Here is a 20,604-nt window from a genome sequence, read left to right on the forward strand (position 1 = left end):
TCCCTGCCTTATTATATTTTTGTTATGAATTCGTTTTAGTATAAACCTCGCATGTTGCGGGGTTTATTAATTTACAAACCATACGGATTCTTCATATAGTTTCAACCCTCTTGTATTAAGTAAACTTTTCTTGTTGTGTATTTTGTAATAAAGTTTTGCAAACCTTATGTTTGACCGATTATGAAAAAACTAAGGCAAAAAGTTAAGAGAAACGCTAGAATTACCCGATATGTAATTTATAAAGAAACCCTTATCAATAAACAAGAGCAGTTATGGTCTTTTATAGGGTCGTTTTTTGGGATAGGATTAATTGCATTATTCCAATCTCTTTCGTTTACCAGATTAGAGAATATTTTTCTAATAGGCTCCTTCGGAGCATCAAGTGTACTTGTGCATGGCGCAATCCAGAGTCCGCTTGCTCAGCCTAGAAATCTCATAGGAGGTCATCTGGTATCAGCTATTATAGGGGTTAGTATCTTTGAGATATTGCCAGATATATTATGGCTTACTGCGCCTTTAGCTGTGGCTCTTTCCATAGTAGCTATGCAGATTACTAAAACAATGCATCCTCCTGGTGGTGCTACGGCACTAATAGCTGTTATTGGAAGCGAAAAAATTAAAGAACTAGGTTACTTCTATATCCTCTCACCTGTTCTCTCAGGGGTTTTAATTTTACTGATTACCGCTTTGGTTTTTAATAATATCACACCGCATAGAAGTTATCCTACTAATAAAAGATGGACCAGAATTTTTAGAAAGTAGACATTTCTCTAAGAATAAGATTGATTCTAAATTCTATTAAGATTTAGAATTCCTAGGAATTAAATTTCTCTTAATTAATTCCATCATATGACGTTACAGATAATATAGAAAATATTGAAAAAAAGTTCTGGGACCGTCTCAAAACGAGTGTATGTTTGGCTATATATGCAGGGAAATCCCTTAAAGGAAGTGATGTGGTTCGGGGATGGATAATTAGTGACTGGTATAAAAGTTAACTCTCCACGTATAAAATTCATGTACGTTAATTAAATTTTCACCAAAATATTCAGTTAACTAAGGATAATCCGGGATAATTTGGCAATAAGATCTAAGGGCTTTAAGACCTAAATTTACAACTCTCTTTATCAAATTCGGTTTCAATCGTAAAATGTTCAAATTTATGTTCCTCCAGAAACTCCTTGATTTCAGACTTTGCCTGAATTAATTGATTAAAGTCTTTGATATTTTTCAAAATTACATGTGAGGTAAAAACATGTTTCTCCCCTTCCAAAGACCAGATATGGGTATGATGTAAAGACTTTACATATTTAAACTTTAGGATTTTATTCTTGATCTCCTCTAAGTTGATACTATTAGGAACTCCTTGAAGAAAAATAAAAAGCGTTTCCTTAAGCCTTTTGACAACGTTATAAAGAATATACAAAGTGATTACAAGGGATAAAGCAGGGTCCAGATAGTGGATATCCTTAAAATAAAGTACAATCGCCACAACAAGGACCGCTACCCATCCCAAAACATCTTCCATTAAATGCCAGGAAACCACCTTCTCATTCAAGGATTTACCGCTGCTTAATTTATAGGCCGCATACCCATTTACTAGCACACCAATAATCGCAAAAATGATCATTCCCTGTGCATCAGAATGCTCAGGTTCTAAGATTCTGCCTGCCGCTTCGTATATCACATAGACTGAACCAGCAATTAGTACAATGCTATTAATTAAAGCTCCCAAAAGGGAGAACCTCCTGTATCCATATGAGTATTTCGAATTCGATTCCTTTTTACTTTTCGAGTCAAGATACCAAGAGGTTCCAAGGGACAAAGTATCACCAAGGTCATGCACAGCATCCGAAATGATCGCGACACTGTTCACGTATATTCCACCAATGAATTCCAAAATTGTAAAAGCCAGATTTAGAAAAAATGCAACTTTTAGATTTTTAACGCTATGTTCATGTGAATGATTATGTCCCATTTCTACAGTTTTTTAATGATGATGACCGCCACCTTCTCCTTTATTCATTTCTCCCATTATATAATAGGCATTATTGAAAGCAAATTTGGAAGCGGCTGCTGTTTTATTTAGGAGCTTTACCTCTGTCCATTCATCATCCTTTGCTCCAATGATCACTTCTACTGGTTTAAAGCTCCAGTCCTCTCCTTCTCTTTCAGCACTAAAGACATAAAATTTATCAGCATTTTTGGCAATTGCGGCTTCAGGAAAAGCAAGGGTTCTCATATTTTCTACCGCTATTCTTCCGCGAACATACATTCCAGGTACTAGGTTTTCTGTTCGTTCCTTTATCTCTGCATGTACGTGAAGTGCTTTTGGATCCTGCTCGAAATTCTTTCCAATGGAAAGTATACTGGCTTCCCATTCTTTACCTGGCTGTGAGGCGATATTGAAATATACTTTCTGTCCCTTTTTAACCTTGGCTACATCTTTCTCGAAAACCATGAGGTCGGCATGAACATGATGTATATTAATAATTTCAAACATATTAAATCTTGCCTCAACGAATTGGCCTGTCTTTATGTTCACTTTTTGAATAGCTCCTTTGATTGGACTTAAAACTGGAATCTGTTGTTGAATATCCCCGTTCTTGATTGAAGCAGGGTTAATGTGCAACTGCTTTAGTTGTGCTTCCATACCTTTCAGATGGCCTTTTGCACTTTCCAGATCAGATTGAGCCTTTTGAAAAGTCTCTCCAGAACCCACACCTTCTTCATAAAGTTTTTTCTGACGTGCAAAATCCTTTTCAAGGAAATCTAAGCGGTTGGCCGTATTGATATAATCAGTTTGAACTTTAATAATGTCCGGGTGGCTCAAGTAAGCCAGTACACTCCCCTTACTTACCTCCTCACCCTCTATAACTTTAATAGAGGTTATATTGCCTCCAATTACAGGAGTTACGGTCGCTTCACTTTGTGGCGGAACTTCCAGATGACCGTTCGCCTCAACAAATCCACTCATCATTCTTTTATTAAGTGTATCGATCTTCATGTCAAGAGCATCGAATTGAGCGGCAGTAAGCATTACTTCCTTTTGAGCCCGTTTGCTCTTATTTTCTGAGTTCTGCGTAGTATCGGCTTCTGTAGCTTTTTCTACCGGACTTTCCTCACAACTTATTAATATAAGGGCAACAGCTACTATTAAGATATTTAGATATTTCATTCTCTTATTTTTTATTTAGGTAATATTCGATTTCCGCAAGAGCGTACTGGTATTTATTGCAAGCCTCAATCGCTTTGAGTTCAGACTGAACCGCGATATCCAGATTCTGGATCATTTCCACATAATCAATAGCTCCTTCATTAAAAGCAAGAAGGGTTCCTCGTCGTTGTTCTTCCAAAAGTGGCACTACTTGATCCCGGTAAAATTCCCAAGAAGATTTCCACTTTTTATATTGCTGAAGGGCTGATTTATATTCAGTATCCAGCTGTTGCTTTCTGAATTGAAATTCTTCCTCTGCTATCTTCCGTCCAATTTTTGCAGATTTAGTCTCAGCATGTTCTTTTCCTGAAAATACAGGAATAGAGATTCCAGCCTGATAACTGTGAAAGCCATCATTTCCGTTCACTTCCTGAATTCCGTACTGAAGATTAAAGTTTGGCAGAAAATCTGCTCTTTCAGCCTTTAGTTTTGCATCAGCAACATTTATTTTGTTTTCTGATACATTTAAAAATGGATGTTCTTGTAATTCAGTTAGAATATTTAGATCTGTGTCTAGACTTAAGTCGATTGCCTCCGGAACTGAATAGTTCCCTTTTCCAAGCCAGAGATTCAGTTTCTGCATGGCAATTTCATAGTCATAAAATACCTGATCCTTCTGTACAGTGATCTCCTGAATTCGATTCTTAGCTGCCAATAGCTCTAGCTTTGATATCGCTTCAGTTTCATACCGCAGAGATACAGCCTTGTCCAGGCGGTTATATAAGGAGTCTAGTTTATGATACAAGTGTAATTTCCTTTTGGCAGAAACAGCTTCACTCCAAGATTTTTTAACTTCCTTACTTACTTCCAGTTCTGAAAGTTCATAAGAACTGGCAGCCAGTTCTAGTTGCTTCTTATAGAGTTTATTTTTTGAAGGAATTCCCAGAAGATCTATTTGCTGTTGCTGGAATCCAACAAGAGTGTAAATTCCACGATCCCCATTCAATTCTTCTCCTCCATTGAAAACAGTTGTGCGTCCAAAATCCCAGGCTGCTCCTTTCATAGCTTTTGCCTGTTCCACCCTTCGTTTTTCATTTTTAAGCAACGGATAATTTCCCAAAGCGATCTCCACGGCTTCATCCTTATCAATAATTTGAGTCTTCTGAAGGTTTTCCTGTGCTTCTGCAGTATTTATGTTTAAAATAATTCCAGCAAAAACTGTCAATCCTGTCAAAACATTTTTATTCATCAAGCTTCCAGTTTTCTTGGTTTCTGCCCAACGATAAAGAATAGGTAATATAAATAAGGTCAAAAATGTGGAAGTAACCAGACCTCCAATTACCACGGTAGCCAATGGCCGTTGTACCTCGGCACCTGCGGAGTTTGAAATCGCCATTGGCAAGAATCCAAGTACATCGGTCAATGCAGTTAACAGAATGGGGCGGATCCTTCGTTTAGTCCCCTGGGCTATTCGTTCATTAACATCGGCCACTCCTTCTTCCTTGAGTTCATTAAAACCGCTAATAAGAACTAAACCGTTGAGTACCGCCACTCCAAACAACACAATAAATCCCACTCCTGCAGAAATACTAAAAGGCATATCCCTTAACCATAATGAATAAATCCCACCAATGGCCGCTAAGGGGATCGCGATGTAAATCATACTGGTTTGTTTAAATGATTTCAGGGCGAAATAGATAAGTATGAAAATCAAAATAAGAGCAATAGGTACTACAATCTGAAGTCTTTTTCTGGCCCGCTCAAAGTTCTCGAAAGCACCGCCATATCTTATATAATATCCTGGAGGAATGTCAAGATCTGCATCCAGCTTATCCTGAATATCCTCAACCACCGATTTTACATCCCGGTCTCTAATATTTACTCCAACATAGGTGCGCCTATTCGTATTGTCCCTACTTATCTGCATAGGACCTGCTTGGTAACTAATGTTTGCCACCTCTTTTAGCGGAATCTGCATCCCTGATGGCAGGGTAACATATAAATTTTGAATATCTTCAATACCGGTACGTACTTCGGGTTGTAATCGAACTACCAGATCATAGCGCCTTTCACCTTCAAAGATCACCCCTGCTTTTCCCCCTGCAAAAGCAGACTGAATGAGTGAATTCAATTCTACAATCTGAAGTCCGTATTGAGCAATCTTATCTCGGTTATAGTTTATAGTGATCTGGGGAAGACCTGCAGTAGCCTCCACCTTCATATCAGCAACTCCTTCAATATTTTCAATAAAACCACCTATTTCCTGAGCTTTTGAAGCCAGGATATCGAGATCATCCCCATAAAGTTTTACAGCTATATCTTCCCTTACACCTGTAAGCAATTCATTAAACCTCATTTCTACCGGCTGGGTAAATTCATAACTTACACCTGGAAATATGCTGATCTCTTCTTTAATCTTACTGATCAACTCATCCTTAGTTTCTGCTGAAGTCCATTCAGATTTATCCTTCAAAATGATGAAACTATCCCCAATATCCATCGGCATGGGATCTGTAGGCACATCTGAAACACCGAAACGGGTCACCACCTGTTCGATCTCTGGGAATTTTCCAAGCAGCAAGGTTTCGATCTTGGTAGAAGTCTGAATACCTTCATCCAGAGAACTACCAGGTTGCAGGATCACATGAAAAGCTATATCCCCTTCATCCAGTTGCGGAATAAATTCTCCTCCCATTCGGGAAAACATAAAAGCGGCAATTCCGAAAAGCAGAATAGACATTCCTAAAATTAGCTTTCCTCTTTTAAGCGACTTTCTCAGAAGAGGTTCATATTTTTGCTGCAACCAGATTACTACGTTATCTCCCCAGGTTTTCTTATGATTTTTAACTTCTTTCAGAAACAAAGAAGAGATCATAGGAACATAGGTAAGACACAGTATCATTGCTCCCAGCATGGCAAAAATAAAAGTGAGCGCCATAGGCTTGAACATCTTGCCCTCAACCCCTTCCAACGCTAGAATGGGCAAAAAAACGATAAGAATGATCAACTGCCCAAAGAAGGCTGAATTCATCATTTTCTTTGCTGAAGAGCTTGCAATTTGGTCTTTCTCTGTCTGATCTATTTTTTTGCCTCTGAACATTTTTTGATGAAGGACAAATACCGTGCTTTCTACGATGATCACGGCACCGTCTACAATGATCCCAAAATCTATGGCTCCAAGACTCATCAGGTTAGCCCAGACATCAAAGATGTGCATTAAGACAAAGGCAAAAAGCAATGATAAGGGAATGGTGGAAGCCACTATTAGTCCGCCTCGCCAGTTTCCCAGGAGCAATACAAGGACGAAGATCACAATAAGTCCCCCTTCCAAAAGATTCCCTTTTACCGTGGAAGTTGTATTCGCAATCAGTTCGCTTCTATCCAGGAAAGGTTCAATGGAGACACCCTCAGGAAGTGATTTTTGAATTTGTTGGATACGAACCTTTACGTTTTCAATCACCTCGTTAGAGTTGGCACCTTTAAGCATCATAACCATTCCTCCAACTGTTTCTCCTTCTCCATTTTTGGTGAGTGCTCCATATCTTACCGCACTGCCAAGACGTACCTTGGCTATATCATCTACCGTAATAGGAATGCCATTGGGATTTGCAACGACAATATTTTTCAGGTCTTCAATATTCCTGGCCAGCCCTTCCCCACGTATGAAGTTCGCTTGATGATTTTTGGCGATGTAAGCCCCTCCTGTGTTCTGATTATTCATTTCTAGGGCAGAAAAAATATCTGAAATACTAAGGCCGATGGCTCGTAATTCATCTGGATCTATAGCAACCTCATATTGTTTTATTTTGCCACCAACTCCGTTTACTTCAACCACTCCAGGCACCATGGCCATCTGCCGCCGAACGATCCAATCTTGGATACTCCGAAGTTCAGTAGGCGTATACTCATTTTTATAGCCTTCATTTACCTCAAGTGTATATTGGTAAATCTCCCCAAGTCCGGTTGAGATAGGCCCCATTGAAGGCTGGCCGAATCCTTGGGGAATTTCATCCCTCAATTGATTCAATTTTTCTCCCACCAACTGTCGGGGAAGATATGTACCCATATCATCTTCAAAAACGATGGTAACCACAGAAAGACCAAATCGGGATACCGATCGAATCTCATTTACTCCAGGAAGATTACTCATAGCGATCTCTACCGGATAGGTCACAAATTGCTCTATATCTTCAGTTCCAAGGTTTGGTGCCTGCGTTATTACCTGCACCTGGTTATTGGTAATGTCTGGTTGAGCATCAACCGGCACTTCGGTCATACTCCATATTCCCGCGCCAATAAGCACCACGGTAAATAACCCAATAATAAATTTATTATTGATCGAAAAATCAATGATTCTGTTAATCATGAATTGTATGTTTAATTCAGTAAAAAGTAGTTTGAGTCCTGCAGAATATTACTGTCAAGACATAGGTTTCCTATAACTGAATTAAACGCGGGGTGGCTGGAAAAAGGACTGTGGAATATCATCTCCTATTTCAAATGTATATTCGGAGATCTTAGTAGAAATTTCAAAGCTATTTAAATCGGCTTCAGCGCTTTCGAAAGTCATCATGTGTACATGACAGCAATGACACTGGCAAAAAGGGCTGCAATCATCTGCAGCAGTACCTGAGGCGTGAGACTTATCAACCTGATGAAATTCTGTAGCGTCATCCTGAAAAATCGCATCGTCTTCACACGGTAAAAAGCTAAGCCCGAGGAAGTAGATTGAAAATATGATCACCAAAGATTTCATAATGCAAAAGTATAATAAAAATATTGCAATGCAATTGCAAGTTCCAATGCTTAAAATAATCATCTGGAATTTCTAAATCCTCAAAGCTATAAAAGAGCTTGATCATATATTAGCGCTAGCTTACTCCTGATGCATATTAATATAAGATTGTGGACTTTCACCAGCTTTATGGACTGTTATGGCTACACAGGTATTTATAGCATCATCAATATCAAAGGTAATTCCCTTTTTAGAATCATCGTAGACTACAATTCCCTGATCTTTTGCGGTAGCATCATCTACTTTTTCAAGTTTATAGTTTTCCTGTATTTCACTTAAAGTGGCACCTGTGGCAATCCCATCTTTGGTTTGATATTCTGATGCACTTACCATAATTCTTTTTACAAGCTTATCAGTTGCATCACCCATAGATAATCCAGCAAAGACAGCAGTACGTTCGTTTTGCGCATCATCGCTGTTCCATATCATCAGGCTGCTACCCATTGCACCATCAGATTTATCAGGTTTACCTAATTTTGATATCACACTATTAATAGGGTCACCTATGTGGATATCACCAATACTCTTACCCGGCTCAATTAATTGGGAAGCTGCTACTTCTTCCTAGGATTCCAGATTATTTTCATTTTTTTCCTGAGTGGGAATGGCGGTGGGATTTATATTTTCTTCTTTTTCCTTTCTGTTCGAATTGTTACAAGCGAACATTAACGGGATCATTAATACAATTAGAAATTTTCTCATCATTATGTTCATTTAATAGTATTCCATTCTATCATTTACATTCCGTTTTATTTAATGAAGCCTTTAAGCCCAATTCGGGTGCTCCACCAGAAATTACGGCCTTATCTTTATGTAGTACAATCTTTATCTGCGCGGTATCTTTCTCACCTTCTTGCATAAAAACGTAATCTGCTGTAATGGTTTGATCCTTTAATTTCCCTTTTAAAGTTCCTTTTCGTTGATCTTTTTCTTGAGGAAGCCAATCATAATTTCCGGTAACATCTTGTCCATTGAAGATAAGTGTCAAGTTGAGCTCATCCTTCATAGATGGATTATCCTCATAGACATATTCATTCTTAAAACACCACTTACCATTTAGCGTAGTCTGTGCAGTTTTTTCTTGATTATCTATAAGGCCCTCATCCCCTTTTTGCTTTTTATTTATGTCGTTACAAGAGAACATCAACAGGGCCACCAGTAATACAATCAGCTTTTTCATAATATATTCAATTTAAAAGCTAAACTAAAAGCAAGCCTAGCTAGATTTCATATTCATAAATAAAGATATTCAGTTTTACTGAGGGTATTTTCTCTGAATCTCCTTTTGTCTTCCTTTTAACAAGGTTGGTGGGTTAATGTTATCAAAATACAAAACAGAATAAACAAGTCTACCTATGATCAGAAACAGGAGTAAAGTACCACTTCCCTACTGCTCTATTAGGTTTTGCATATAAATACCTTACTTCATCTATACATTATCCTCGAGTGAAACACGGGTAAACCACGGGTGAACTGCGGGTGAAGGGAGCTTAGCTAGTGAGTAAAAAAGAATTGAAGCAGTAAGACTTGCTATTGGTTGATTTTGGTAAGCTATCTTGAAGAACCAGCATGACCAATATAGGGTATTTATAAGGCCTTGTCAAGTGGTTTATGAATTGCTTAGTCTCATTTTTTGTGATTATAAGCTTTTAAGATAGCTTATATCACAGGGTACAATAGTTGTCTCGTTATCTGCGATCTGGTTTGCCGGTTGAATTGGCAATACGCTTAGGTCCTGGTTTGATTCCCCTAATTAAAGTTTTTCTACTGAAGGCTCCTCTGAATTTGAAAAAGCTTCGCAACTGTGCAGCTACGTAGGAATTACTCCAACAATACGGGAGTCAGGAAGTAGTGTAAAAGGTAGGAGTAGGATAAGTAAAGTGGGCAATAAAAAACTAAGGAATCTATTGTTTTTATGTGCCTTTAACGCGTGTAAACATAACAAGGCATGTAGAGAAATTTATGAGCGGATTCTAGCAAAAGGTAAGAGTAAGAAACTCGCCTTGATTGCTGTAGCAAATAAACTTATAAAACAGGCTTTTGCAATAGCTAAATCAGGCCTAATCTACGATGAAAATCACCTATCTGTATTACCTAAGGGATAGGTCTTAAAAATAAAAAATTGAAACAGCTAAGATCTGTTAATATGGATTCTAGCTAAGGATACATATGCCTAAAATTTTATGCGAAAAAGAGTTGTTTTTTACCTCAGTTCTTTGTTGGCACCAGTTATTTTCCATCTCTTTTTTCAATTCCGTTTTTCGCTCCAACAGGTATGTTTTTTTCATAAAACTCTTGGATTTTTTTCGGTTGACTTATTAAAACTTCACAAATGACATTTACAAAACCGAAAAGAGCATAAGCGATTTCTATTTTATCATTTAAGTCAATTTTTCCAGGATGAACTGCATTGTTTCCAATTACGCGAACACTGTCAAGTGCCTGTTGCATTGTTTGTGGTAATCCCTTTTTTACCAAACTTGCAATATCATCATTGATGTTTTTTCCTTTTTCGCCTAAATGAATACATAATTTTTGTATTGCAAGTCTCAAAAGAGCTGCTGCTCCACGAGGTGACACATTTACAATATCTTTTGCTTCGTTATAGTCATTCTTAATATCTTCTGGAAGGTCAGGATTTGCCATTTCAACATTTCCAGAAAGAGGATAAACCATTTTACCTCCAATCCAAAATGAAGTTTTTTCACAATGAGTGCATTTAGCAGTTTTCGTATTCGGTAATATATATTTTTCAGAAGAATTGTTTCCATTCGGTAATCTTCTTGTATAATGACAGTGAATATTTCCTGACCAAGTTTGTTCAGCTAAAACTCCGCATTGAGGACAATGAAATTTTCTACTATCTAATACTGGTGGTATATGTTTATTCATATCTCATTCGTTCTAATTGGTGCCAACGGTCTTGTGTATGGCTCGTTGCGGGAAATCCGCGAGGATTTTCCGCCGTAGCCGAAAGATAGCAAATTGCAATGAATTCCGATTAGTAATTCAGCCGCAATGAGCTATACACGGTGTTGTGGTGTCGTACTTTTTTATTCTTTTATTCTTTCTGTTATTGCTTTTTTAAAGTCAGTACCTAAATTGTCTAATAGTCCAGAATAATGACAGTAATAAAGAGTACCATTTTTTTCTTCCTCTTTCACAGCCAAAACTCCATCATCGAATTCAGCTAAATGATAATAGTTTCCATCGTCAAGTCCAGTTGTCCGTATTTCTGATATTCCCAATATGCTAAATTCTCTAAAATCTACTCCTTCTGATTGCTGAATAATGTCAAGATATTCAGATGGAAGTCTTGAGTCAATTCGTTTAATATAATTTTCTAGATATTCGGCTCCAATAGGTTCAAAAACTTGATTTATTGGTTCTATATTATTTAATTTTCCAAGAAGTCCATTAAAATTTGGAATTGTTTTAAACTTTTCTTTTTTGAATGAGCTTTGAGCAAAACTATTTGGGTCGTTGTTTATTTTTTTGCTAGTTACGTTAATCGATTCCAATTTCAATATGTTTTTGGGGTTCGGTCTTATTTTCCAGCCCCAAATTCGGCCGTCATAATTGTCAAATTCTATCTGGTATTTTTCATCGTTAGCTTTAAATCTAATAGTGGCGAGCTTACTTTCATCTTTTCTTTTGTATCGTAAGTTGTCGGAAAGTGGATTTTCATTGTTTCCATACAGTTCCAACGACATACTCTTTTCCCAAAACTGTCTCCATTTCCTTTTTGGCTCAAAGTATTCGATTTGCGCTTTTAATTTAGTTTGAATATTTGAATCGAAAAGTTCGTAAAGTTCCGAAAGCAACTTCTTTTCTATAGGTGTAAATCCTTTGTTATTGAATTTCGGTCGTCTTCGATATGATGCAATTACAAGCGCGAGAAAAATCAGTCCGATTATCCCAATTAAAACTCCAAATATTATTAAGATTGTCTTCATTCAGGTATGCACCACAACTCGTTATATTCAGATAAATATACCCATTATCCCACTAATTTTTCGGGATAAACGGAACTCTTGTTCTCGTTTATTGGATTTATAAAACCAAATTACTTCTTCCTAAGTAAACCAGCTTACGGAATTCCCTAACCTTATAGGAAATGTATTACCATTTTAGGATTATACTTGAGTAATTCTTATTAAATATTTCGGAAAGCAACAGCACTGCATCAAACAGTTCAATGTCAGGAAAAACTTATAGAGTATGAAGAGATATTAAAATTAAAGAGATTAATTAACTGATTTTAATAAAATAATCGTCCGTTAAGAATTCAGCATATTTAGTTTCAACATGTTTGAAGAAATCAGAAAGTTTCATTCCGTGATTAAAGCACATCGTAGTTAACGTAGACAATGGTAAATTATAGCCATCTTCCTGTTGAATTTTCTCAATTATATGGTAGTTGACCCCATACATTTTACCATATTTTCTTGAACTGATATCCTTTGATGAAAGCCATTCATCACTAATAAATTTACAAACGTATTTATCCGCAGTAAATATCTTCTTTTTTTTATTAGTACTATTATCCGCCATTAGCACAAATGAAAAAAATGTATCTATTTTTATTGAGAGCGTACACTCTCATGTAATTTATTTTATTTATATTTACTTCATAATTATATTTTTGCGAAACTTCTGAACATAAAATATTAGAAGCATTCGCTTTGAATCTCGACTTTGAAACTGGTAATTTTTAGGAAACGAGAGGATAAGCTAGGATGTTCACGACCCGGGCGTGTGCATCTCACTTTCCGTTTCCGAGGTATACCAGTACCCAAAGTCGGTAAGTTGAGACACGCCCTTTTTTGTATTCAGGCGTTTCGTAATCTTCAACTTACTTATTCAAAGCCATATTCTTCGCTTTAAAAAGCTTCGCATCCTTTATTCCCCTAAACTTTGATACTGGCCTTACCGGTCATTACTCCTTATGGAGGACGAGAACTAAGGCAGTGCTTACACTGCAAAAAACGATACAACGTGCCTACGGGAGCACGTTACATTCCGCTAAGTACCCGTGGGTTACCTGTGTGCAGGTAAATGGGCGGGTTATGCATGATTGTGAATGGTCTTGCATGGGCTTATACTATAGTATAGGTATAAGGGTATTTAGTGGGTGTGGAGTGGTTTTAATCTTTTAAAAATTTAGGTGCTTAGGATGAATGCATATCTTTTTTGCATCGCCCAAAAAAGAAACAAATCCCGATAAAAATCGGGACTAGGCTGATTTTTAATTTCTTGAATTACTGAAAAAGCTTCTTATCATGCGCATGGAAAACCGTTTCACTAGTTCCATGCTCCACAGCTATCGCTTCGAAGCTTTTCCGCAATTGCTACGAAATTAAAAAGTAGGCCGGGGAAATGGTTATTAGGGAATATAAAGAACACTCTAAGATTAAATAAAAAAATTGAATGTTGAATTAGCCAAAAAAAGAGTTGCTTATGGAAAACGAAGAATGAAGATCCTGTTTTAACGGGTAGAACCATTAGCCTTCCCTGTGATTGGCGTCGCGCGGGAAGGCCTGGTTTGCATAAAACGAATGTTTCATTTTACTAACACTATAAAATTATGAAAAATAATACGGGTAAGGTTCGTTTAAAGGTACTACTATGCTTTATCTTTATAACTAGCTTAACTACAGCGCATAGCGCTACCGACGTGGCTTTCACTCCTAAAGCTTTTGTTAGCTCTTGTATCCTGCCTGTTGCTGAAACTTTTCAACAGCAGGTAAGCGGTACCGTTACTGACGCACACGGTGTACCACTGCCGGGTGTAAGCATCAGTTTAAAAAACAGCAATCAAGGTACTACGACTGATCTTGAGGGTAACTACAGTATTCAAGTGCCCAGCAATGCTGTACTGATCTTTCGATCGCTGGGGTTTATCCAACAGGAGATTGAGGTACTGGATACAAAAACACTGGATGTCACATTACAGGACGACATCACCGCTCTGGATGCAATAAAGATCAATGCGGGTTACTATAATGCCAGCCGCAAGGAGCAAACAGGTAGTATTGCGCGGGTAACTGCCACTGAGATAGCACAACAACCGGTTACTAATCCTTTAGCGGCACTACAAGGGCGTATGCCGGGGGTAAACATCACGCAGACCACCGGAGTTCCCGGTGGAGGTTTTGATATACAGATACGTGGGATTAATAGTATTCGAGATGGAGGAAATGCTCCCCTATTTATTATTGATGGAGTACCCTATAACTCCCAATCACTAGGAAGTAGTACTATATCTGCCAATATACTGCCCGGAGCAGGTACTAACCCTTTAAATGCTATCAACCCCTACAGTATAGAGAGTGTTGAAATTTTAAAAGATGCCGATGCTACTGCTATCTATGGATCTCGTGGAGCTAATGGTGTGGTGCTGATCACTACAAAACAGGGAGAAGCGGGTAAGACTCGCTATAGTATTAATGCTTATACCGGTAGTGGAAAAGTAACCCGCACCTTAGACCTGATGAATACCCAGCAGTATCTGGACATGCGTAGGGAGGCTTATGCAAATGATGGTGTTACAGAATATCCTGATAATGCCTATGATATCAACGGGACCTGGGATGAAACAAAGTATACTGACTGGCAAGATGTATTGATAGTCAATACCGCAACTACCACCAGTATACAAGGATCAGTAAATGGCGGCAATGAAACCACCCGATTTGTAGCAGGTGGAGGATATCAACGCGAGACGACGGTATTTCCCGGTGATTTTGAGTATAACAAACTATCAGTAAACACCAATATCAATCACCGCTCTGAGGATAAAAAATTTACTATTAATCTAACGGCATCGTATACCTACGATCAAAACAATCAACCCGGTATTGATTTTAGCAGAGAAGCACGGAGTTTAGCTCCGAATGCTCCCGATCTTTATACAGCATCTGGTGAACTGAATTGGGCTGATAGTACATGGGATAATCCACTGGCGATGTTAGAACAAAAGTATGCAGCCAAAACACATACACTACTTGCTAATGCGGTCTTGGGGTATCAACTCACAAAGCATATTAAAGTAAGTACCAATCTGGGGTATACTGAAAGTCTTCTCAACGAATCTCACGAAGTACCTTCTACTGTGAACAATCCTGCTTTAGGATATGGTAGTGATCGCTCGTATAGGTTTAGTAATGATACCCGCAATCAATCCTGGATTATAGAACCTCAAATAAATTATACTCTAGCTCATAAAGACTGGGAACTTGATGCATTGCTGGGGGCCACTTTTCAAAACCAAACATCAACGCGTAATGTTTTAATCGGTCAAGGATACGCTAACAACAGCCTGATTTCTAATTTAAGTGCGGCCTCCTTTATTTATGTTCTTGAAAACGGTAGGACAGCTTATAAATACACTGCTGGTTTTGGTAGGCTTAATCTACAATACAAAGATCGGTATATACTTAACATTACCGGAAGAAGAGATGGTAGTAGCCGGTTTGGCCCCGGGAAACAGTTTGCCAACTTTGGTGCCGTAGGTATGGCCTGGATATTCTCTGAAGAAGATGTGATACAGGATATGCCCTGGTGGAGTTATGGGAAACTGCGTGGGAGTTATGGTATCACGGGAAGTGACGCGATAGGAGATTATCAATTTCTTGATTCGTATACTATAACTTCTAACAGGTATCAAGGCATAACCGGCATTACCCCTACCCGTCTGTTTAATGGTGATTTTGCCTGGGAAGAAAATAAAAAATTAGAGTTAGCCCTTGAGTTGGGTTTTTTAAAGAATCGCATATTATTAAACACCGCCTACTTTAGAAACCGATCTGGAAATCAGCTGGTGGGAATACCCCTACCGGGTACCACGGGCTTTAGTTCTATACTAGCCAATCTGGATGCCTCTGTGCAGAATACAGGGGTTGAGTTTGAGCTTAAGACCGTTAATTTTCAAAACGAAAAATTTAGCTGGAGTACTGGTCTGAACCTTTCCTTTCTTAGAAACAAACTGGTTTCATTTCCTGATCTGGAGGGATCTACCTACGCTAATCAATATATAGTAGGAGAACCCCTCAATATACGTAAGGTATATGCATTTACAGGAATCAATCCGGAAACCGGTATTTATGAATTTAAGGATTATGATGGGGATGGAAGCATCAGTTTTCCTAATGATCGTCAACTTGTTATGGACCTCAACCCTGATTTCTTTGGTGGGCTGAGCAATCGATTACACTGGGGAGCTTTTGAGCTTAACTTCCTGCTACAGTTTGTTAAGCAACAAGGCTCTAATTATTATTTCAGTGGTGGTAGGCCCGGGATTAAATCAAACCAACCTGCTGCCCTAATAAATCGCTGGCAGCAACCCGGCGATATAGCCACTTTTCAAAAAATTACTGCAGGAGGTGACAGTGCAGCTGTAAGCGCTTATGCTAACTACCGCAATAGTGACGCATCAGTAACCGATGCTTCATTTATACGCCTTAAGAACTTATCGTTCTCATACACCCTGCCAGAAGATATGGTAAAAGGCTTTAACACGCGGCTCTATCTACAGGGACAAAACCTATTTACCATAACCGATTATGCAGGTGCAGATCCTGAGAATCAACGCATCAACAACATCCCTCCCCTACGTTTTTTAACCGTAGGCTTACAGGCTAATTTTTAAGATAAGAATCTATGAAACGTTATATCATATATTACATCCATCATTTGAGAATCTTTAAACACATGCTGCTCCTACTGGTTTGCAGCCTCTGTGCCTGCGAATCTTTTGTAGAGACTGATCTCCCTAATAACCAAATCACGGCAGAAACTGTATATGCTGACGAAAACACCACGTCTTCTGCTTTACTAAATGTGTATGCAAAGCTGCGTGAAGGTGGTATACTTACCGGTAATGATGTAGGGGTAGGAAATTTAATGGCGCATTATACAGATGAATTAGATCTCTATCAAACAAGCCGGGCAAACCTGCTATTATTTTATGAAAACAATCTGTTACCAGAAACCCCTTTTATTGAACAACTGTGGGAATATACTTATAACCAAATCTATGCTTTAAATGATATCCTAAACTATACTGCAGACAATGCACAGCTGGACGCAAACTATGTACAACAAATACAAGGAGAAGCTTATTTATTACGCGCGCTATTGCATTTTCACCTTCAACAACTCTTTGGCGAGATACCCTATACTACCACAACAAACTATGTAGATAACATTAAAATTCAAAAGTTATCAGAAGAGCAGGTATATGAAAAGCTGATTGCAGATTTATTGCAAGCACAAGAACTATTACCAGAGTTGTACCCTGCCAGTGACCGTGTAAGACCAAATAAAGCGGTGGCCCAGGCGCTATTATCCAGAGTTTACCTCTATGCCGGAGCATGGGATAAGGCTGTTACCACAGCCACGCAGCTGATTGAGAATCCTATTTATGATGTTGAAATCCCATTAAATCAGGTTTTTTTAAAAGATAGCCCAGCAGCGATCTTTCAATTAAGTCCAGATTCTGATGGATTAAATACTTATGAAGCTGCTGAATATATATTTGAATCGTTGCCGGCTCCAAAAACAGCCTTAACCCAAAGACTCATAAATAGTTTTGAAACAGAAGATCAACGGTTACAGCAATGGATAGGTAAGGTAGAAGAAGATGAGGCAATAGGCTATTATCCCTTTAAATATAAAGAAAAGCGAAGCACAGACAGCACCCTAGAATATACCGTGGTCTTACGTATTGCAGAGCAATACCTTATACGCGCTGAAGCTTATGCACATATGGGACAATTATCACTTGCTGCAAGTGATCTAAATACAATACGAACACGGGCAGCGCTCCCGGATATAGAAGCCAGTACACCAGAGCAAATGCTTGCCGCTATTTTAAGCGAGCGCAGACACGAGTTTTTTACTGAATATGGACATCGATTTTATGACCTGAAACGCTTTAATGCTGCTGATGAGGCCTTAAATTATAAAAGTGGATGGGAGCCGTATAAAGTAAGGCTTCCTTTACCTGAATCTGAACTGGTACTTAATCCGAATTTGCAACCTCAAAACACCGGATACTAATGCAATATTTAAAAATCCTTTTACTACTGGTTGCTATTTGTATTGGACAAAATAGTGCTGCTCAAGAAAATCGCTTTCTATCACCGGAAGATCTATCTAAGTGGTATAAACTAGGCAATGTTAATCTATCTCCTAATGGAATATGGGTTTCTTATGACCGGTATTATGCCGAACAGGAAGATACGTTGATACTTACCAACACTGCGACTGATGCAGATAAGATAATTCCCAATGGGAAAAACCTTCAGTTTTCGACCAACAGTGCCTGGGCAAGCTATACAACAGAAGCGGGAGTACACTTACTGGATGTTGAGAATGATACTTTAAAAACCTTTAAAGCATTTACCAAAGGGAACTTTAGTGCTAGCGGAGAGGTACTCATTTTACACAATAGTAAGGTACATATAAGTAAACTATTGCAGTTAAAAACCTCCCTATCCAAAACCTTTACCGGAGTGAAAGATGTGTTGTTAAGTGATGTGCAGGATTATGGAGTATTTGTATTAAAGCATCCTGACGGAGATCGCTTACAGGTAATAGACTTCAAAAATAATTTTAAGATCATTAAGGAACTTGAGAGTGCGGAAGGCAATTTTACAGATGTTCACTGGCATCCGCTCGAAAAATCTTTTACTGTATTATGCAAAGACAAAACCGGAGCTAGTCTCCTTTTGGTAAATCTTCAAGGTGAAGTATTTACTTTAAGTGAAAAGGATGTTATAGGCTATACTTTGTACAATGGTTCTGGTTCTAAATTTGGAATTTCTAAAGATAACCAGCGGGTATTCTTTACTGCCATGCCAGTGTCTAAAAAAGCTCCTGCAGCAGACTCAAGTAAGCTTGCGAATGTTCAGATCTGGAAAGCAGATGCACCATGGACAGAAGTTGAAAAAATCCATTTTGAATGGATTGAAAATGGGGTTCGTCTATTTTGCTGGAACCCAAAAACTCAAAATATTCTACCTATAGAATCTAAGGAGCAGCCGTTCTCCTTAGTTACACCAGATCAACGTCATGCTATAACGTATACCACACTAAATCACCTCCCTAAGTTTAAAACCAAGGAGGTATTAATTGATCTTAATTTGCTTGATCTAACAACTGGTGAAACTAAACGTGTGGTGGATAGCTTACCTTATATAAAAAAAGGGTTTTGTGCTTCTCCTCAAGGAAAGTACATCTGTTATTTTAAAGATAAAAACTGGTGGATATATACTATAGCTACTGAAAGTAGTACCAATCTTACTAAAGGATGGGAGGTTCCGGTTTATGATACAGAACATGATCGTAGTGGGATCATACCTCCATATGATCTCCCCTATTTTACTGATGACGATAAATCCATATTGCTCTACGATCGCTGGGATATATGGGAAGTAAATATTAAGACTGGTAAGCGAAAGCGTCTGACTCATGGAAAAAGCAGAGATTTACAATTTCGCTTTAATACCCAGCCTGAAACAAGAGTGAGTCTTTACACAGAGCTTGGCTTTACAAGTTCTAGCATTGATCTTAATAAGGATCCTTTACTTAAGATTAAAAATCTAGACACCTATGCTATGGGGCTTACTAGCTTATCAGCAAGCGAGGATACAACCTTTATGGTGTATAATGATTTAAAAACCTATAATCTAGTCGCAGATAAGCATCAAAATCGCTTTGCCTTTAAGCAAGAATCCTCCGATTATCCTACACAGCTAATGTATCTGGATATTGAAAAGAAAGAGGTAAAAACCATTGAGCAAAGCAACAAACATGAAAAAAGCTACTATACCTCACGTTCTAAACTGATCACCTACTGGCAGGGAGGCCGTAAAATGCACGGGGCCTTATACTACCCAGTAGATTATGATCCTGGTAAAAAGTATCCTATGGTTGTAGATATCTATGAATTAAATTCAAAAAAACTACATGAGTATCATCTACCCTCTTTGACGTTTCAAAAGGCCAGAATAGAGCCTGTTGATTTAAATCTCAACGGGTATTTTGTTTTACGTCCTGATATTCACTATGAATTAAATGCTATGGGAATATCGGCTGTGAACTGCGTGGGAGCTGCTGTGGATAAAGCTGTGGAAGTTGCCCCTATCAATCCTGATGCCGTAGGGCTCATGGGGGTTTCCTTTGGCGCATCGCAAGCCGGCTTTATGATCACACAAACTGACCGATATGCGACCGCTATTATTGGAAATCCGGTTACTGACCTGGTAAGTTATTCCTTCAGTTATTTATGGTTTATAATGGATTCAGCCTTCTCTCGCTTTGAAAATCATCAATGGCGTTTTAGCGGAAGTTTCTATGATACACAAGCAGCCTATCTCGCTAATTCTACCGTCCATGAAGCAGCAAAAATGAATACCCCTTTACTGACGTGGGCCGGAGTTAAAGATCCCAATATAGAATGGACACAAAGTCGCGAGTTATATCAAGCTTTACGACGTCTGGAAAAAGAACATGTAATGTTAGTATATCCCGAAGAAGCCCATGGAATCAGGGATTCAATTGCGCGAAAAGATTTGTATAGGAGACATCTGGAATGGTTTAACCATTATTTAAAAGGAGCACCAAAAAAGAGTTGGATGCCTTGATG

General features: G+C 38.3%; 12 protein-coding genes and 1 pseudogene. 5 read left to right on the forward strand and 8 right to left on the reverse strand.

Annotated elements, in window-relative coordinates; translation table 11 throughout:
- The first annotated feature begins 180 nt into the window (after positions 1-180).
- The gene (locus ACZ5L8_RS06295; protein WP_464440419.1) at positions 181-762 is read left to right on the forward strand and encodes an HPP family protein; all 582 of its coding nucleotides are present in this window, start codon (positions 181-183) and stop codon (positions 760-762) included.
- Positions 763-1,099: 337 nt separating this feature from the next.
- Here ACZ5L8_RS06295 and ACZ5L8_RS06300 read toward each other — a convergent pair whose 3' ends face one another.
- The 6 genes from ACZ5L8_RS06300 to ACZ5L8_RS06325 form a co-directional block, all read right to left on the reverse strand.
- Entirely contained in the window at positions 1,100-1,978 is an 879-nt protein-coding gene (locus tag ACZ5L8_RS06300) for a cation diffusion facilitator family transporter (RefSeq protein WP_464440420.1), read from the reverse strand.
- 12 nt (positions 1,979-1,990) lie between these two features.
- On the reverse strand, positions 1,991-3,178 hold the full coding sequence (locus ACZ5L8_RS06305; protein WP_464440421.1) for an efflux RND transporter periplasmic adaptor subunit: 1,188 nt from the start codon (positions 3,176-3,178) through the stop codon (positions 1,991-1,993).
- Between the two features lie 4 nt (positions 3,179-3,182).
- Entirely contained in the window at positions 3,183-7,523 is a 4,341-nt protein-coding gene (locus ACZ5L8_RS06310) for a CusA/CzcA family heavy metal efflux RND transporter (RefSeq protein WP_464440422.1), read from the reverse strand.
- Between the two features lie 81 nt (positions 7,524-7,604).
- On the reverse strand, positions 7,605-7,913 hold the full coding sequence (locus tag ACZ5L8_RS06315) for a DUF6660 family protein (protein WP_464440423.1): 309 nt from the start codon (positions 7,911-7,913) through the stop codon (positions 7,605-7,607).
- A gap of 120 nt (positions 7,914-8,033) precedes the next feature.
- On the reverse strand, positions 8,034-8,396 hold the full coding sequence (locus ACZ5L8_RS06320) for a hypothetical protein (protein WP_464440424.1): 363 nt from the start codon (positions 8,394-8,396) through the stop codon (positions 8,034-8,036).
- Between the two features lie 289 nt (positions 8,397-8,685).
- On the reverse strand, positions 8,686-9,132 hold the full coding sequence (locus tag ACZ5L8_RS06325) for a hypothetical protein (protein WP_464440425.1): 447 nt from the start codon (positions 9,130-9,132) through the stop codon (positions 8,686-8,688).
- Positions 9,133-9,718: 586 nt separating this feature from the next.
- On the opposite strand from ACZ5L8_RS06325, the pseudogene ACZ5L8_RS06330 reads away from it, so the two are divergent.
- Positions 9,719-10,057 (forward strand): annotated as a pseudogene (locus ACZ5L8_RS06330) (transposase); the annotation flags it as partial.
- A 124-nt stretch (positions 10,058-10,181) separates the two neighbouring features.
- Here ACZ5L8_RS06330 and ACZ5L8_RS06335 read toward each other — a convergent pair.
- Positions 10,182-10,844 (reverse strand): DUF4145 domain-containing protein, encoded by a 663-nt coding sequence (locus ACZ5L8_RS06335; protein ID WP_464440426.1) that lies wholly within the window; start codon positions 10,842-10,844, stop codon positions 10,182-10,184.
- Positions 10,845-11,005: 161 nt separating this feature from the next.
- A complete protein-coding gene (locus ACZ5L8_RS06340) occupies positions 11,006-11,908 on the reverse strand; it encodes a hypothetical protein (protein ID WP_464440427.1) in 903 nt (300 codons plus the stop codon).
- A 1,631-nt stretch (positions 11,909-13,539) separates the two neighbouring features.
- Here ACZ5L8_RS06340 and ACZ5L8_RS06345 point away from each other — a divergent pair.
- The 3 genes from ACZ5L8_RS06345 to ACZ5L8_RS06355 all read left to right on the forward strand — a co-directional run bounded on the left by ACZ5L8_RS06345 (position 13,540) and on the right by ACZ5L8_RS06355 (position 20,602).
- On the forward strand, positions 13,540-16,602 hold the full coding sequence (locus tag ACZ5L8_RS06345) for a SusC/RagA family TonB-linked outer membrane protein (protein WP_464440428.1): 3,063 nt from the start codon (positions 13,540-13,542) through the stop codon (positions 16,600-16,602).
- 62 nt (positions 16,603-16,664) lie between these two features.
- On the forward strand, positions 16,665-18,014 hold the full coding sequence (locus tag ACZ5L8_RS06350) for a RagB/SusD family nutrient uptake outer membrane protein (RefSeq protein WP_464440429.1): 1,350 nt from the start codon (positions 16,665-16,667) through the stop codon (positions 18,012-18,014).
- The gene (locus ACZ5L8_RS06355; RefSeq protein ID WP_464440430.1) at positions 18,014-20,602 is read left to right on the forward strand and encodes a S9 family peptidase; all 2,589 of its coding nucleotides are present in this window, start codon (positions 18,014-18,016) and stop codon (positions 20,600-20,602) included. The genes ACZ5L8_RS06350 and ACZ5L8_RS06355 overlap by 1 nt, the downstream gene beginning before the upstream one ends.
- Positions 20,603-20,604: the final 2 nt, after the last annotated feature.

It is taken from the genome of Leeuwenhoekiella obamensis (assembly GCF_055391795.1).